Origin of the sequence: Flavobacterium arsenatis, assembly GCF_031456785.1 — a bacterium.
Classification (GTDB): Bacteria; Bacteroidota; Bacteroidia; order Flavobacteriales; family Flavobacteriaceae; genus Flavobacterium; species Flavobacterium arsenatis.
On sequence record NZ_JAVDVI010000005.1, the window covers coordinates 1 to 16718 of the forward strand.

A 16718-nucleotide genomic window follows, 5' to 3' on the forward strand; every position below is an offset into this window, starting at 1 on the left:
TAGTTTAAATATTTAATTGTCAGAGATTTAAATATACTAAATTTTACCTTTTTGTACAATATTTTTAGCCTAAATTATTAATCGAGTTCAGGTTAATAATATTTTTTCAACTTCATCAATCATTTTTTTAATTACTTTTTCTTTATCCATACTTTTATGAGCTTCTAAAACACCATCAAATTCTTGTAATCCAATTTTTAAAAATTGAGTGGCAATCTCTAATCTAATTGTTGCGTAAAATTCAATTTCTTCTAGAATTTTTGAAGTGATAATTTCAGAAGGCATGTAAGGGTTGCCATTAATAAAAGATACATACAAGCTATAATTTTTGTAGTCATTCAAATGTTTTAGATTCTTACTCTGAATTTGTGAATTTAGAAGAATATTTTTCTTCAGGGCTGGGTTTTCTATGGCTTTCAATACTAACATATCAATCCCAATGGCAGTATTAGTTTTGGTTTTATGATCTCTAAGATCATTTAAAAATCTTGATGATTTTGACCAATCGTCATCTAATAAAAATTGATAAGCAAGGGAAGCTTTTCCTATTTCTTCAATACAGAACTGAAAACAAGTATAAGATCTTTCAAATCGATTATTCTCCATTAAAATTTTAGCATCAGTATGTAACTCGCGTGCATTCACAATAGATTTTTCAATAGTTAAAAATAGATTCTGTCTTGTAAGTTTCATTTGAAATCGGTTTTTTAGAATTATTCCTCCGCTACCGCGAGCTTCTATCTCGTGGCCTCAAACAAAATTATGCTTTTGATTTTTATTCTTTGTGTGCACGAGCTAGAACATCGGCCAGTAGGAGTGTCCGAGCGGTCGGGTATAATATTTGCCAAATAAATTTATTTTTTGATAAATTTCTTGTATGTATTTTTGTTTTTCATAAAATAAACACCTGGATTTAAATCTGACACATCAATTTTCTCATTTTCTATTTTAATTGACTTCACAATTTGTCCATTTGGGTTTATTATAGTTATGGTTTCATTTGGCTCAGTTCCATTTATGTTTATAAAATAGGAAGTTGGGTTTGGATACATTAAATGGCTGATATCATTAATTTCTTCGACATTTAATGGATTTAAGTCTATACGAGCGACTTTGTCATAATCACCCTCGATAGTTGTAACAAATAGCGAATTGTCTGCGAAAATAATATCATAAGTTCCTATGAAATTTTCAATTTGAATTAAAAGTGAATAAGTTTGTGTTAAAATATTAAGCTCATAAACTGCTGAATAATCTTCGCCTCCGGTAAGATAAAAAGTATTTTCATCATTGCCTCTTGTAAAACTATTTCCTGAATATGTTGTAATAGTTTCCGCTTCATAGTTTCCTGAATCTAAATTGATTTTTTTGCTACCTGTGTATAAGTAATTATCATAAACTTTAAGTCCTATTCCGCTTCCATAATTTGAGATTAGAATAGGAGATATATTTTCAGAATCCAAATCTACTTTATAAATTCCATTTTCTGAACCTATATATAATTCGGAATCTCTATGAGTTATACCGTGTACATTATTCATACTGATAAATTGCTCAATTGGTGTTCCATTTTCAATATTAAAGCGATGTATTCCATAAGAACCATTAAATGGTTTAGCTACATAAAGATAATCTCCTACTTTACAAATTCCTTCATATCCACTACCACCTATATTGAAAGTTTCGTAATTGGAATCACTTGTATTAATATCTTTTCTGTAAACCTTACCATTGAAAGATGATACCACATATAAAAAATTTTCTTCAATTGTTAATCCATACAAACCATAACTATCTGAATCGATAAAAGTTGAAACAGTCTGAGCTTTTAAGTTTGGAAGATAAAAAGTCATAATAACACAGAAAAAAATAATTCTTTTCATAAAAAATAAATTTTAAATTAATTAAGCTTTCTTTTCATATAAATCAAATTATAGAAAAATGTAAATATAGACTATTTGTCTACAACTTCTCCTTCAAATATTTCCCTGTAACACTAGCCTTATTTTTTGCCACTTCCTCAGGCGTTCCAATAGCGAGAATCTGTCCGCCGTTTTCGCCACCTTCGGGACCTAGGTCAATGATCCAATCGGCACATTTTATCATATCGAGGTTGTGTTCAATCACAATAATCGAGTGGCCTTTTTCAATCAAGGCATCAAAGGAGGTCAGCAATTTCTTGATGTCGTGAAAGTGCAGTCCTGTGGTAGGTTCGTCAAAAACAAATAGGGCTTTTTCCTTCGTGCTTCCTTTCACTAGGAACGACGCCAGCTTGATTCGCTGGGCCTCGCCACCAGAAAGGGTAGAGGAGGACTGTCCCAATTGTACATAGCCCAAACCTACATCTTGCAGAGGTTGTAGTTTTTGCACAATCTTGGTTTGCTTGTTTTCTTTGAAAAACGCCAAGGCATCATCAACGGTCATCGTCAGGATGTCATCGATATTTTTTCCTTCAAAATTGACTTCGAGGATTTCCTTCTTGAAACGTTTTCCGTTGCAGGTGTCACATGGCAGTTGCACATCGGCCATAAACACCATCTCCACGTTAATCGAGCCTTCGCCCTTGCAGGTTTCGCAACGGCCTCCATCCACATTAAAGGAGAAATGCTTGGCTTGATAGCCTCTAATTTTGGATAGTTTTTCCTTGGCATACAAATCACGGATGTCGTCATACGCCTTGATATACGTCACGGGATTGGAACGCGAACTTCTCCCAATCGGGTTCTGGTCTACATATTCAATATGGTGTATTTTGTGGTAATGGCCTCGCATTTCAGTAAACTGTCCGGCCTTTTCTCCAACGCCATCAAGTTTCTTTTGCATCGCTGGAAAGAGGATTTTCTTGACCAACGTACTTTTTCCGCTTCCTGAAACGCCTGTGATTACGGTTAAAACTTCCAATGGAAAACGCACATCTACATTCTGCAAATTGTTTTCTCGAGCTCCTAAGATTTCGATATAAGCACCTGATTTTCTTCGGGATTTTGGCACTTCGATTTCAAGGCTTCCATTTAAATATTTAGAAGTCAACGAATCTGATTTTAAGATTTCGTCATACGTTCCTTGGGCAACCAGTTTTCCTCCGAAAGTTCCTGCTTCGGGACCAATATCGATAATCATATCGGCCGATTTCATAATGTCTTCGTCGTGTTCAACGACAATTACGGTATTTCCTAAATCGCGTAAAGAGATTAATACATTTATCAATCTTTCAGTATCTTTTGGATGCAATCCGATACTTGGTTCATCCAGAATATACATCGAACCCACCAAACTGCTTCCTAAAGAGGTAGCAAGGTTGATACGCTGTGATTCTCCTCCCGAAAGTGTGGCAGAATTACGGTTTAGGGTAAGATAATCCAAACCAACTTCTACCAAGAAACTCAAGCGGTTGTTGATTTCGATCAGTAATCGTTTGGCTACTTTCTGGTCGAATTCCGACAATTCCATCTGCTTGAAAAAGGCCGTCAGGTTTTTAATAGGCAAATCGACCAAATCAGAAATGGTTTTCCCCGTGATTTTCACATACGAAGCTTCGGGACGTAACCGTTTTCCCTTGCAGGCATAACATTTTGTCTTGCCTCGGTAACGCGACAGCATCACGCGGTTTTGAATCTTATAATTTTTTTCTTCCAATTCCTTGAAGAAGTCATTCAGGCCTGTAAAATGCTTGTTTCCTTTCCAAAGTACTTCTTTCTGTTCTTCGGATAATTGATAGTACGGCTTGTGGATTGGGAAATCAAACAAATAAGCGGTATTTACGAGTTGGTCTCTGTACCAGCCCATACTTTCGCCACGCCAAGCATAAACGGCATTTTCATAGATGGACAAGGCGGTATTGGGAACCACAAGTTCTTCATCGATACCAATGATGTTTCCGTAACCTTCGCAAACCGGACAAGCTCCATACGGATTGTTGAAGCTGAACAGATGCACGTTTGGCTCTAGAAAGGTAATTCCGTCCAACTCAAAATTATTGCTGTAGGTATATTTTTTATCAGTATTTAATTCCTGTAGATAAATCTCGCCTTTTCCTTCAAAGAAAGCAGTTTGCACAGCATCCGAAAGTCGGTTATAAAATTCTTCTTCGCCCGAGACTTCGGGATTCAAGATGATTCGATCTACGATTAAATAAACCTCTTTCTTTGATTTTAATTTGCTGATTTTCTTCATCGCTTCCGCAAATTCATCCAAGCGGATGGTTTCATTATCCACCAAAATCCGAGAAAAACCTTGCTGTAAAAGCACACCAAGTTTCTCTTCGAGTGTTCGTCCTTTTTCAATATGAATCGGAGCGAGAAGCAACCATTTGCTGTTGATTTCGAATGTCTTTACATCATTGATAACATCCGAAACCGTGTTTTTTTTGACTTCAAGTCCAGAAATAGGAGAGTAGGTCTTTCCGATTCGGGCAAAAAGCAATTTCAAGTAATCGTATATTTCGGTAGAAGTTCCGACAGTTGAACGTGCATTTGTGGTATTTACTTTCTGCTCAATGGCAATTGCAGGAGCGATCCCTTTGATGTATTCCACTTTAGGCTTGTCCAATCTTCCAAGGAATTGTCGAGCATAGGAAGACAAACTTTCTACATAACGACGTTGCCCTTCGGCATATAAAGTATCAAAAGCCAAGCTGGATTTTCCAGAACCCGAAAGGCCTGTAATCACTACCAATTTGTTTCGTGGGATGGCAACATCAAGGTTTTTCAGGTTGTGCACTTGAGCTCCTTTGATGATTATATTTTTCTTCGGTTCGAGAGTGGAGATGTCTATTTTCATTAGAAAAAGTGAATTTTCACAAAGGTAATCATTCTGCTATTAGATTTATTGTGTGGCAAATGTCAAATATTATATAATTTTTAAAAATGACTATGGTATGCTTATTGTGTAGTATTATAGAGCAAACTCAAGTGTTTTTACCATAAAATGGATTGATTTTTAAATTTTATTGTACGAAAAATGTTAAATTTTCAATTTAGATTTGGATGTTAAAAATATTTTATGTTACATTTGGGTATTATTTAATCTTTAATTAACATTTGCCTATATCACAAAATTACTTTTTAGAGAAATTCTCGCAAACTTAAACCAAAAACTAAAAAGTTAATTTTATGGCTAATGTTCAAATCCCCGATGCTTTATTGGTAAGGAATTATGTCGCAGGAGACGAAAACGCCTTGGCTTCATTAATCAATAAGCATCAATCGAAAATCTTCGGTTTTATTTATTCAAAAGTAGGTGACAGGGATGTGTCTGATGATATTTTTCAGGATACGTTTATCAAAGTCATCAAGACCTTGAAATCTAATTCATACAATGAGGAAGGAAAATTTCTTCCGTGGGTGATGCGAATTGCCCATAACTTGATTGTGGATTATTTTAGAAAAAACAAAAAGATGCCGATGTTCAGAGAAACAGAGGAGTTTTCCATCTTTTCTATCATGTCTGATAATAATCCGAACATCGAAGCACAAATGATTACAAGTCAGGTTGAAAGTGATTTGCAAAAATTAATCGATGAGCTTCCTAACGATCAGAAAGAAGTTTTGGTGATGCGAATCTATCAAGACTTGAGTTTCAAGGAGATATCGGAATTAACTGGTGTAAGTATTAATACGGCACTTGGAAGAATGCGTTATGCTTTGATGAATTTGCGAAAAGTGATAGAAAAAAATCAGATTATCTTAACCAACTAACAATATTTTGGTAATACTATCGTTATGTAATAAAACCTCTTTATTATATGGCAAAAATTTACTCTAAAAAAACGTTAGTTACACCTACAATGAAACCAAAAAAAGAAACCGTTTCTTTTTTATTGAATTACTCAAAAGCATTAAGCTTTATTCAAGTGGGTAAGATGAAAATTGAAAATATCGCTAACTAAAAAATCCCGTATTGTTTATAACGATACGGGATTTTTCTTGTAATACTCCTCCAAAACAGATTTTCTTCCAATGGTTTTGGTGATGATATCCTTTTCTAAATTCCAACCTCTTGCTGGAGAATATTCCCTTCCGTACCAGATGATTTGCAGGTGTAAATCGTTCCATAATTCTTTCGGGAAGATTCGCTTGGCATCTTTTTCTGTTTGAACTACATTTTTACCGTTCGTCAAATTCCATCTATACATTAATCTATGAATATGAGTGTCAACTGGAAAAGCGGGTACTCCAAAGGCTTGGGACATTACGACACTTGCCGTTTTGTGTCCAACGGCTGGCAATGATTCCAAAGCTTCAAAACTTTGAGGAACTTCGCCATTATATTTATCAATTAAAATATGTGACAAACCGTGAATTCCTTTTGATTTCATTGGCGATAAACCACAAGGTCGAATGATTTCCTTGATTTCCTCCACCGACATTTTGATCATATCATACGGATTATCCGCTTTAGCGAAAAGCAAAGGTGTAATCTGATTCACCCGAACATCGGTACATTGAGCTGAAAGTAACACAGCAATCAGCAAAGTATACGGATCTTTGTGGTCAAGCGGAATTGGAATTGTAGGGTATATTTCTTTTAACGTATTAATAACAAACGTTGCACGTTCTTGTTTGGTCATTTATGTTTATTTTTGAGATGTAAAGAAAAGGAATTTCGTTGGCATTGACAAAATTCAGAATCTATTGAAATTAACTGTACAAGATACTTTCGAAGTTTCGGGGAAAAAATCTAAACTCTACAATCTAAAATCAGAAATAATAAATGACGACATTAAAAAAGGGCGACAAGGCTCCAGATTTTTCAGGATTTGACCAAGACAATAAATTTCATCAATTAGAAGATTATAAAGGACAAAAATTAGTAGTTTTCTTTTATCCAAAAGCAAATACGCCAGGTTGTACGGCCGAAGCTTGCGATTTAAGGGATAATTTTGAACGTTTTGAAGCTAACAATTATGCACTTCTTGGAGTGAGTGCCGATTCTCAAAAGGCTCAGGGAAAATTCAAGCACAAATTTAAATTTCCTTTTCCGCTTTTGGCAGATGAAGATAAATCAGTTATTGAAGCGTTTGGCGTTTGGGGGCCAAAGAAATTTATGGGAAGAACCTATGACGGAATTCATCGTGTGACTTTTATAATCGATGAAAACGGAATTATTGACGAAGTGATTTCGGATGTGAAAACGAAAGCACATGCATCGCAGATTTTGAAATAGTTTACAGTCACAGTCGCAGTTTTCAGTTTTACACTACTGAAAACTGCGACTGAAAACTGAATACTAATTTGTTTCCAATATCTTATTAGGGTCGTAACCAAAAAGCTGATGCTCTTTGATGAGTTCGGCAATACCTGTAGGAAGTAATGGTTCCCAACCCGGTTTTCCTTTGCTGATCATTTTGAGTACTTCTCTTGAGAAAATTTGCAAATGCTGTGGATCAAAATCATCAATATCTATTACTTTTCCGTTGAATTTAAAGAATTTATACAATTCCTTCATTCTTGGATGTACCTTTAGATTTTCTGAATTTACAACATGACCTTCTTCATCAAGCATGGGGTAGAGAAAAACTTTTAAATCTCTGTAGAATAATTTTCCAAAAGCTTCCAAGATTCCACCACTTAAATGACGATAATATTTCTCATCAAAAATATCAATCAAGTTGTTGACCCCCATTGCCAATCCCATTCGGGCTTTGGTATAATTGGAGAAATATTCAACCACTTTGTAATATTCCTGGAAATTTGAAATCATTACAGTTTGGCCTAATGAACAAAGTAATTCGGCCCTGTCCATGAAATCACGTTCGTCAATTTCGCCATCCGAACGAAGGTTCGAAAGCGTAATTTCAAAAACAACGAGCGTATTGTCTTTCTCCACCTTGTTTTCTTGAAGAAACATATTCAAGGATTTCTCGTACATGTCCATGTTTACTTTCGTAACCGGACGGAAACTTCCTCTCAAGGCAAGGATATTTTTTTTGTAAAGGATAGAAGCGGGTAGGATGTTGTTTCCATCAGGATTGAACATCACGGCATCCGTCATTCCATTTTTCACCAATTGCAAGCTCATCAAACGGTTGTCAACATCTGCAAAACGTGGCCCTGAGAAGTTGATGGTGTCAATCTCCAACTGATCCTTATCCAAATGATCGTATAGATAACGAAGCAACCTTTTTGGGTCGTTGTATTTATAGAATGCTCCATAAATCAGATTTACACCTAGGATACCTAATGTTTCCTGTTGCAAACGTGCATCGGTTTCTTTGAAACGAATGTGAATGATGATTTCATTATAATCCTCATCGGGTTCAATTTGGTATTTGATTCCAACCCAACCGTGGCCTTTGAATTGTTTTGCAAAATCAATTGTAGCAACCGTATTGGCATAACTGAAGAACATTTTGCTTGGATGTTTTTCCCTTTTTAAACGGTCTTCAATAAGATTTACCTCATGAGAAAGCATCTTTTTTAAACGACTTTCGGTCACGTATCTTCCATCACCTTCAATTCCGTAAATCGAGTCGCTAAAATCTTTATCATAGGCCGACATTGCTTTTGCTATAGTTCCAGAAGACCCCCCTGTTCTAAAGAAATGTCTTACGGTTTCCTGACCAGCTCCAATTTCGGCGAAAGTCCCGTATATGTTTTCATTAAGATTAATTCGCAGTGCCTTATCTTTGATAGAAGGGATTTGCTCGATAACCTTATCTCCTTTTAATGTTATTTCGGTATCCATTTATTTTTTAGGATTATAATAATGACAAAGTTAACAAAATAGGGCTTTTGCGAAAGAGAATTAATCTTATTTTTGTAAAAAATTAACGCAATTGAAGGTCTATTTTTTAGGTACAGGTACATCTCAAGGTATTCCAGTGATTGGAAGTAACCATTCTGTATGCAAAAGTATCGATCCAAAGGATAAGAGGCTTCGTGTTTCGGTTTGGATTACCTGGGAAAATGCTTCCTATGTAATTGACTGTGGACCAGATTTTAGGCAACAAATGCTGACTTCAAATTGCCAAAAAGTGGATGGTATTTTGTTTACTCATGAACATGCGGATCATACAGCCGGTCTGGATGACATTCGCCCATTTTTCTTCAAGCAAGGCGATATTCCTGTTTTTGCTCATCGACGTGTTTTGGATAATTTAACCAAACGATTTGATTATATTTTTGAGAATGAAAACAAATATCCCGGAGCTCCATCGGTTCAGCAAATAGAAGTTGTAAACAACCAACCTTTTACTATCGGAAATAAAACTGTTATTCCGATTGATGTACTGCACGGAAATCTTCAGGTTTTTGGCTACAGGATTGATGATTTTGCCTATCTGACAGATGTAAAAACTATCAGCCAAACTGAAATTGATAAATTATTTGGCTTGAAAGTTTTAGTTATCAATGCTTTGAGAATTGAACCTCACGACACGCATTTCAATCTAGAAGAGGCTTTACAATTTATAGAAATGATTAAACCGGAAAGAACCTATCTTACACATATCAGTCATATTTTTGGATTCCATGCAGAAATACAAAAAAGTTTGCCCGAAAATGTTTTTGTGGCCTACGATAATTTAGAAATAACTATATAAAAATTAATAATTTACGATGAAAAAATCAATCTTGCTCTATCTTTTTATTTTGTCCCTTTTGTTTAATGTTTTCACTTATATGTATTACAGCAAACAAGTGAATTTTGAGAAAGACAGCTACAAGAAACTCGACACAAAATTAAGGGATAGTTTGAATTTGGTTGTCAATCAGTTGGACGATGCCAATTATTTTGCATTGGAAACCAATCAGAATGCACAGGAATATTTTGCCGATGATGCAACTGGGGAATTTATAAATCACGAAAAATTGATTCCTTTTGTAAAAGATAAATTAATGGAATTCAATGATTTGCCAAATGGAAATCCGTATGTAGGCTTTGAAAAAATGAGTGCTCAAAAATTCATCATCAACAAAGCCAAAGTATTAAACCACAGATGGATAATTGCTGATTTTAGCGATGGAAGCCTTTGGGGCGAAGTGATTATCAAATATTTCATCAATGAAGACAAGACGGTTTCGTTTGAAGTAGCGGAAACGGTTTTGCATCATAAACAATAAAAAAAAGTCGCCACAGATTCACAGATTGTTAAGTTTAAAAATCTGTGAATCTGTGGCAAATTTTTAATTACTTTCTAACCAATTTTTTAAGTCAAAGAAGTTTTGTGGTGCAACTCCGTGACCAACAGGATATTCTTTATAGACGGTTTTGATGCCTAAATTTTCAAGAATTCCCGGTGCTTTTTTAGCCCAATCAACAGGGATAACCTGGTCAACCGTTCCGTGAGAAATAAACATTTTCAAATTGCTAAAATCGTTTTCCTGAAAATTATCCTTTATAATTTCTTCGTTTAAATATCCGCTCAAGGCGATAATTCGCTGTACCTTTTCAGGGTAAGATAATCCAACGGCATAACTCAAGATAGTTCCTTGACTGAAACCAATTAGCGTTATATTTTCTTTATCTATCGGATAATTCTCAATCAATTCATCGATAAATCCTGCAATCAAATCACGTGAGGTTTTGGCCTGTTCATGATCCGAAAATTTATTTTCATCGGCATCAAAATTGATGGCATACCAGGCATAACTTCCATATTGCAAGTCATAAGGAGCTCTTGCCGATACTACGAAATATTCTTCTGGAAGTTCGCTTGCAAACGAAAATAAATCTTGTTCATTACTTCCATATCCATGAAGTAACAAAATCAAAGGGTTTTTATCTAGTTTTATTTTTGGTTCTCGAACGAGATGGTATAGCGATAAATCCATGTTTATTGTATTCCTTTAAAAAGTTTTTGGTATAATTCTCCAACGATTGGAACGACTCTCATTTTTCCTTCCAAGGCTCCTAAAAAGCCGTAAATCCATAAAATAAAAATGAAAACCCAGAAAGCAGAAGTGATCATCCAACTGTCGAAATAGCCAATAAAATAACCAAAGGCAAAAAACGTAATGAAAATCCCTAACGCTTGACGGATGTGGAAATAAGCAAATGCATTTTTCTTTTCGCTGTTCATAATCAAGGCAATGACCGAACCAATTATGGTAATATAACTTACAATGGCAATGTTTTTTCCTTCTTCGATACTATTCATTCTGTTCAATTATTTGTAAAAATTTAATTTTTCTTGATTGTAAATTCCATAGACTTTTCCTTTCATTTTAGTTCCGAGAAAAGCTGAATTTTTAGATTTTGAAATGATGTCTTTCTTTTCAAAAATCCATTCATCTTCTGGAGAAAACAAGGTTAGGTTTGCTTTTTTATTTTCTTCAATAGGTTGATTTTCAATTGAAAAAATAGTTCTACCTGAAGTTAATTTCTCGACGATAATCTCTAATGGTAAAACCGTCATCAAAGCTCCAAAGGCACTTTCCAAACCGATAGTTCCATTTTTTGCCAAATCAAATTCCATCTTTTTATGTTCGATATCCATCGGATTATGGTCGGATGTAATCATGTCAATTGTGCTATCTTTTACACCTTTAATTAAGGCTTTTCTATCGGCCTCTGTTCGAAGTGGTGGTGTTACTTTAAAACGAGTGTCAAACTCTTCCAGTTTTTCATCGGTTAAAACCAAATGATGCACTGCAACACTACACGTCACTTGTAAACCTTTGGCTTTAGCTTCTTTAATCAACTGGACTGATTTTGCTGTAGAAATCGTCGGGATATGTAATTTTCCACCCGTATATTCTAAAATAAAAAGGTTTCTAGCGATTTGTAATTCTTCGGCAAGAGCCGGAATTCCTTTCAAACCAAGTCTTGTTGCAACAATTCCTTCATTGGCAACCCCGCTTCCTTTAATGTTCGTATCCTGACTATAAGCGATTACCAAACCATCAAAATCCTGAACATATTGCAAGGCGATTTTCAACAAATTTGCATTGTCGAGGTTTTTATTGTAATCTCCAAACGCGACAGCTCCTGCATTTTTCATATCAAAAAGTTCGGCTAAATCTTTTCCTTCACTATTCTTTGTTAAGGCACCAATCGGAAAAAGTTCTGTAGAAAGGTTATTTGCCCTAGATTTTACAAAGCTAACTTGCGATTGATTGTCGATAATCGGGAAGGAGTTAGGTTGCAAGGCAATTCCAGTAAAACCACTTTTTCCTGCCACATTCAAACCGTGCAAGATGGTTTCTCTATCTTCAAAACCAGGCTCACCAAGTGAAACACTGCTGTCAAACCAGCCTTGCGAAACGTGAAGATTATCTAGTTTCAATTCCTTCGTGTTATTTTTGTTTTCAATGTTTGAACCAATTGTCTTGATAATTCCGTCAGAAATTTCAATATCAACAGTTTTCTTGTTGAAGGGACTCTCAGCATCAATAATTTTTGCGTCTCGGATGATCAGGTTCATTTTTTTTGGGTATAAAAATTATTCTTTGTCAACAATGTTTTTAATTCTCTCTTGAAGTTCTTTTTTTTCAGGTAGATATAACTGATATTTAGAAACAAATATTTTATTTGTAATACCTCTTATGGCATATTCCACAAAGATATCATCTTTTTCGGCAGTAAGAATAATGCCGATAGGAGGATTATCACCTTCAACATTTTGTTCTATCTCAAAATAGTTCAGGTACAGATTCATCTGACCAATATCCGAATGTTCTACTTCGTTGATTTTTAAGTCAATCAAGACGAAACATTTTAGAACACGATGATAAAAAACTAAATCTACATAAAAATGTTTATTGTTTAATGTAATACGTTGTTGCCTTCCAATAAAAGCAAAACCTTTTCCAAGCTCTAATAAAAATTGTTGTAAATTTTCGATTATTTTTTGTTCAAGCTGTTTTTCAGAATAGTTTTCCTTTTCGGGAATATTCAAAAATTCTAAAACATAAGGGTCTTTTATTAAATCAGAATCCCTTTCGGCTTTCTGACCTTTTTTTGACAATTCCAAAATTCCTTCTTTGTCTTTACTTAATGCAAGCCTTTGAAAAAGAGCAGTAGCTTTATTTCTTCTAAATTCTCGAATAGACCAGTTTTCATTATGGATTTGATTTTCATAAAAACGTCTTTCCATTACATCTTCAATCTTCAAAAGTTCATAATAATGTCCCCAGCTTAATTGGTGTGACACTGTCACACCATCAGGATAATTAAGATAAAACAATCGCATATAAGTTAAATTCGACCTTGAAAAACCTTTTCCAATAGTAAGGGTCAATTCTTTTGAAAGTTCTATAATAAGTTGTCTGCTCGATTTTTCAGTGCTATTCGAAGTGTTTTCTTTTTCAATAATCAGTTTCCCGATATTCCAATAAGTAAGTACAATTTGAGAATTGATGTTCCTTGAAATTGCTGTTCTAGATTGGATAACAATTTCCTTGATTGCCGTAACTAATTCGCTATGCTTTTCTGAACTGGAAATCATTTTACAAATTTTTGAATAAATAATTCAGTGATTAAAAAGAGTAGTGTTAGGAATAGAAACCATTTCCAGATTTCATTATTTGTCCTGTCGGTTTGTAGCGTATCAAATACGGTTTCAATGGAATCAATTACTTTGTAATCATCGAGCAAATCACTATTTGCGGAAGTGATATTACTTTCGGTTCGGTCATAATTGAAGCTTATATTTTTTAATAGTTCATCTTTTTTGTAGATGCCAAAATTTCCTGCCAATTGAGGATAATCATTAAAGGTTAATTTGACTTTATTGTTCAAAATTTGCTGGACTGGAACAAAATTTTCTTCGGTATTTTTTACCGAAACAATTTCGTCTTTTGCCATCAAAGCATCAACTAAAACAGGACTGTTGTTTCCGATTTTTATAGCCGAAACACCCGTTTTCTGACTACTTTGAGCCATATTGTAAAACGTTGGAACAATCAAGGGAGAATTCTGAAAGTTACTGTTTGCTTTGTTTATCGAAGCCGAAAATACATAGAGTGAAGCCACTTGGTTTTGCAAGGCTGTCAAAAACGCACTTTGATCCGAATAGCCCAAAACAGCTGGCGAGTTAGAAGCAACTTGAAATCCATTTTTAGTATTTGGATATTGAAAATTGTCAATTTTCTTCTCAAAAACGCTTGCATAAAGCGGATGATTGAAAGCAATTTTGGTTATCGCTTTTTCGGTGTTCTGTAGGGTTTTAAATTGGATGTTTCCAAAATTGGATACAAAACTGTTCAAGTTTGAAACCGAACTTTCTTCCGATGGAATCAGCACCACATTTCCACCTTTTTCAATAAAGGATTTCAAGGTAGTTTGCAAAGCCTGCGGAATTTCCTTCAATTCATTCAACACGATCGCATCTTGTTTTTCAAGCAGATTATAATCCAAAGCATTCAACTCAAAATTAGAATAGGCAAATTCTTTTTCGGTATAAATTTTAGAAAGAAACTGACTTTTTTCAGCACTTCCAATACTGATTACATTTGTTTTTTCTGGTTTTGTAATACTGAAAAATAACTGATTGTCATATTCCAACGAATTGTCCGAAACTGAAGCATAACCGTGAAAATCTTCCTTTGGAATGGTAAAGTTAATGGTCTTTTGTTTTTCTTCAAATTGCACCAATGTTTTCGCAATCAGCTTTTTATTGTTGTAAATAGCAATTGGCGTTTCTGCGGAATTTTCGCCATAAGCCAATAATTTTACACCAATTTCATAGAAATTATCCAAGGTGTTTTCGATGAAAACGCTGTCGATTGAAATATTATTTTTCTGTTCGCCTTTCGGATTTATGAAATATGTATTGAATTCTGGACTGATGCTTTTCAAATCTTTCGCTTCCAAACCAACAGCATCCGAAATAATGATTACATCTTTATTATAAGGAGATTTTCGTGATTTTACCTTCGCCATCAGGCTTTCCAATTGAAACGGAAAAGCACTGTATTTCAGGTTCTGAAGCTCCTTTTGAATCGATTTCACATCGGTATTCCAAAAAGTTTCAGAATTCGTAATCAATGAAAAAGTCTGGTTTTCTGGAGCGTGTTCCAATAAATCTTCAACGGCTCTTTTTAGCAATTCGCCTTTTTGTCCTTTGGCTTGCATACTGAACGAATTGTCCAAGATGATATACATTTCGTTTGTAGTATTGTTGCTGTCTTTCGCCTTGAAAAAAGGTTGTGCAAAAGCCAAAACGATACACGCCAAAATCAAAAGTCGGGTAGCAAGAAGTAGCCATTTTTTTAGTTTTGAGCTTTTTCTGGTTTGTATGGAAAGCTCTTTCAGGAAGCGAACATTCGTGAAATATTCTTTTTTGAAGCGTCTTAATTGAAATAAATGAACCAGAATTGGAATGAGAAGGAGAAAAAGAAAATAAAGAATTTCTGGATGTTTAAACTGCATTCCGATTTAAATTTACTTCAAAAGCATTACTGTCAGTGGAGTTCACTGAACTGCTGTCAAAAATACTACTTTTTATTTTTTTTCCCCTTTAAATTTTAAATTTTAAATCATAAAAATTTGCAAAAGCCGTTATTAGGATGTGGTTTCAAACGCACAAAAACCTATTTTTGTTTTCCATAAATTTATAAAAATGAAAAAATTTTCCTTTATAGTAATCATTCTTTTAATGTCAAAAAGCATATTTGCCCAACAAAAAAACTTCAATCTAATTGTGGGAACCTACACCAAATCTTGCGAAAGCAAAGGCATTTATGTTTATGATTTCAATACTGAAACGGCCGATTTCAAACTAAAATCGTCAACCGAAAAAGTGATAAACCCAAGCTTTCTTGCCGTTTCCGAAGACAATAAATTTGTGTACAGCGTCAACGAAAACGGAAACGACAGTAAAGTAAGTGCTTTCGGTTTCAACCCCACAAAAGGAACGTTAACGCCAATCAACACACAAAATGCAGGTGGAGCAGATCCTTGTTACATATTAAATGACACTAAAAACGTGATTACCGCCAATTATTCTGGAGGAAACATTTCCGTTTTCAAAAAAAATCCAAAAGGAGGTCTGACCGAAGCCAAGCAAATCATCCAACACAAAGGAAAAAGCAGAAATCCGCAACGCCAGGAAGCTCCACATGTTCACATGGTGCAATTTACACCCGACAAAAAATATGTTTTGGCGAACGATTTAGGAACCGACAAGATTTATATCTACAACTACAACCCGGATTCTGAAACCAATATTCTCGAAATAAAGGACAGCATCGGTGTCAAAAGAGGAAGTGGTCCACGACATTTAACCTTCAGTCCAAACGGAAAATTCGCCTACCTGCTTCAAGAACTCGACGGAACCATCACGGTTTTTGCCTATCAAAACGGACAACTGCTAAAACTCGAAGAAGCCCAAATTGTTGAAGATGATTTCAAAGGAGAAATAGGTAGTGCAGACATCCATATTTCGCCAGACGGAAAGTTCCTGTATGCCACAAACAGAGGCGATGCAAATGATATTACCACTTTCGAAATTCAACCAAACGGCAAGCTTAACTTCAAATATTTCATCAAAACAGGCGGAAAAGGTCCTCGAAATTTTGCCATCGATCCATCAGGAAATTTCCTGCTTGTTGCCCATCAATACACCAATGATATTATCATTTTCAAACGCGACATCAAGAATGGAAAGCTAACAAATATTGGTAAAAAAATAGAATTATGTTCGCCAGTTTGCTTGGTTTTTACACCCTAAAATAATTAGAAACATCACTTTTGGCATTTGTTTTTACCATGTTCCCGCCTTCCTTCCAAATCTTTTTTCAATAGCCTTGGGTTTTAACCCAAGGCTAGTGAAAAAA

16 protein-coding genes are annotated in these 16718 nt (G+C 34.9%); 6 read left to right on the forward strand and 10 right to left on the reverse strand.

Features of this window, described 5'->3' with window-relative positions; translation table 11 throughout:
• Positions 1-87: 87 nt before the first annotated feature.
• The 3 genes from J2X31_RS06625 to uvrA all read right to left on the reverse strand — a co-directional run bounded on the left by J2X31_RS06625 (position 88) and on the right by uvrA (position 4779).
• Entirely contained in the window at positions 88-693 is a 606-nt protein-coding gene (locus J2X31_RS06625) for an AbiV family abortive infection protein (RefSeq protein ID WP_310025437.1), read from the reverse strand.
• Positions 694-854: 161 nt separating this feature from the next.
• Positions 855-1883, reverse strand: coding sequence for a T9SS type A sorting domain-containing protein (locus J2X31_RS06630; RefSeq protein WP_310025440.1), 1029 nt, complete (start codon positions 1881-1883; stop codon positions 855-857).
• Between the two features lie 79 nt (positions 1884-1962).
• Complete coding sequence (gene uvrA, locus J2X31_RS06635; RefSeq protein ID WP_310025443.1) at positions 1963-4779, reverse strand: excinuclease ABC subunit UvrA; 2817 nt, start codon at positions 4777-4779, stop codon at positions 1963-1965.
• 332 nt (positions 4780-5111) lie between these two features.
• Here uvrA and J2X31_RS06640 point away from each other — a divergent pair, with 332 nt between their 5' ends.
• Positions 5112-5696 (forward strand): RNA polymerase sigma factor, encoded by a 585-nt coding sequence (locus tag J2X31_RS06640; protein ID WP_310025446.1) that lies wholly within the window; start codon positions 5112-5114, stop codon positions 5694-5696.
• A 47-nt stretch (positions 5697-5743) separates the two neighbouring features.
• A complete protein-coding gene (locus tag J2X31_RS06645) occupies positions 5744-5887 on the forward strand; it encodes a hypothetical protein (RefSeq protein WP_310025447.1) in 144 nt (47 codons plus the stop codon).
• Between the two features lie 15 nt (positions 5888-5902).
• Here J2X31_RS06645 and J2X31_RS06650 read toward each other — a convergent pair whose 3' ends face one another.
• On the reverse strand, positions 5903-6568 hold the full coding sequence (locus J2X31_RS06650) for an endonuclease III domain-containing protein (RefSeq protein WP_310025448.1): 666 nt from the start codon (positions 6566-6568) through the stop codon (positions 5903-5905).
• A gap of 143 nt (positions 6569-6711) precedes the next feature.
• Here J2X31_RS06650 and bcp point away from each other — a divergent pair, with 143 nt between their 5' ends.
• The gene (gene bcp, locus J2X31_RS06655) at positions 6712-7164 is read left to right on the forward strand and encodes a thioredoxin-dependent thiol peroxidase (protein WP_310025449.1); all 453 of its coding nucleotides are present in this window, start codon (positions 6712-6714) and stop codon (positions 7162-7164) included.
• Between the two features lie 63 nt (positions 7165-7227).
• Here bcp and J2X31_RS06660 read toward each other — a convergent pair whose 3' ends face one another.
• Complete coding sequence (locus J2X31_RS06660) at positions 7228-8685, reverse strand: TonB-dependent receptor (protein ID WP_310025450.1); 1458 nt, start codon at positions 8683-8685, stop codon at positions 7228-7230.
• Positions 8686-8776: 91 nt separating this feature from the next.
• Between J2X31_RS06660 and J2X31_RS06665 the strand changes: the two genes are divergently transcribed.
• Both J2X31_RS06665 and J2X31_RS06670 read left to right on the forward strand, forming a co-directional pair.
• Positions 8777-9541, forward strand: coding sequence for an MBL fold metallo-hydrolase (locus tag J2X31_RS06665; protein WP_310025451.1), 765 nt, complete (start codon positions 8777-8779; stop codon positions 9539-9541).
• Positions 9542-9557: 16 nt separating this feature from the next.
• Positions 9558-10061, forward strand: coding sequence for a hypothetical protein (locus J2X31_RS06670; RefSeq protein WP_310025455.1), 504 nt, complete (start codon positions 9558-9560; stop codon positions 10059-10061).
• Between the two features lie 63 nt (positions 10062-10124).
• Here J2X31_RS06670 and J2X31_RS06675 read toward each other — a convergent pair whose 3' ends face one another.
• The 5 genes from J2X31_RS06675 to J2X31_RS06695 are packed head-to-tail and all read right to left on the reverse strand — an operon-like array spanning position 10125 to position 15312.
• Positions 10125-10772 (reverse strand): alpha/beta hydrolase, encoded by a 648-nt coding sequence (locus tag J2X31_RS06675; protein ID WP_310025458.1) that lies wholly within the window; start codon positions 10770-10772, stop codon positions 10125-10127.
• 2 nt (positions 10773-10774) lie between these two features.
• Entirely contained in the window at positions 10775-11098 is a 324-nt protein-coding gene (locus J2X31_RS06680; RefSeq protein ID WP_026705022.1) for a DUF4870 domain-containing protein, read from the reverse strand.
• A gap of 9 nt (positions 11099-11107) precedes the next feature.
• The gene (locus J2X31_RS06685; protein ID WP_310025463.1) at positions 11108-12364 is read right to left on the reverse strand and encodes a dihydroorotase; all 1257 of its coding nucleotides are present in this window, start codon (positions 12362-12364) and stop codon (positions 11108-11110) included.
• Positions 12365-12382: 18 nt separating this feature from the next.
• Positions 12383-13387: a PDDEXK nuclease domain-containing protein gene (locus J2X31_RS06690; protein WP_310025464.1), complete on the reverse strand. Its 1005-nt coding sequence runs from the start codon at positions 13385-13387 to the stop codon at positions 12383-12385.
• A complete protein-coding gene (locus tag J2X31_RS06695; protein ID WP_310025467.1) occupies positions 13384-15312 on the reverse strand; it encodes a vWA domain-containing protein in 1929 nt (642 codons plus the stop codon). Before J2X31_RS06695 ends, J2X31_RS06690 begins: the two co-directional genes overlap by 4 nt.
• Before the next feature lie 190 nt (positions 15313-15502).
• On the opposite strand from J2X31_RS06695, the gene J2X31_RS06700 reads away from it, so the two are divergent.
• The gene (locus tag J2X31_RS06700; RefSeq protein WP_310025468.1) at positions 15503-16612 is read left to right on the forward strand and encodes a lactonase family protein; all 1110 of its coding nucleotides are present in this window, start codon (positions 15503-15505) and stop codon (positions 16610-16612) included.
• Positions 16613-16718 lie beyond the last annotated feature (106 nt).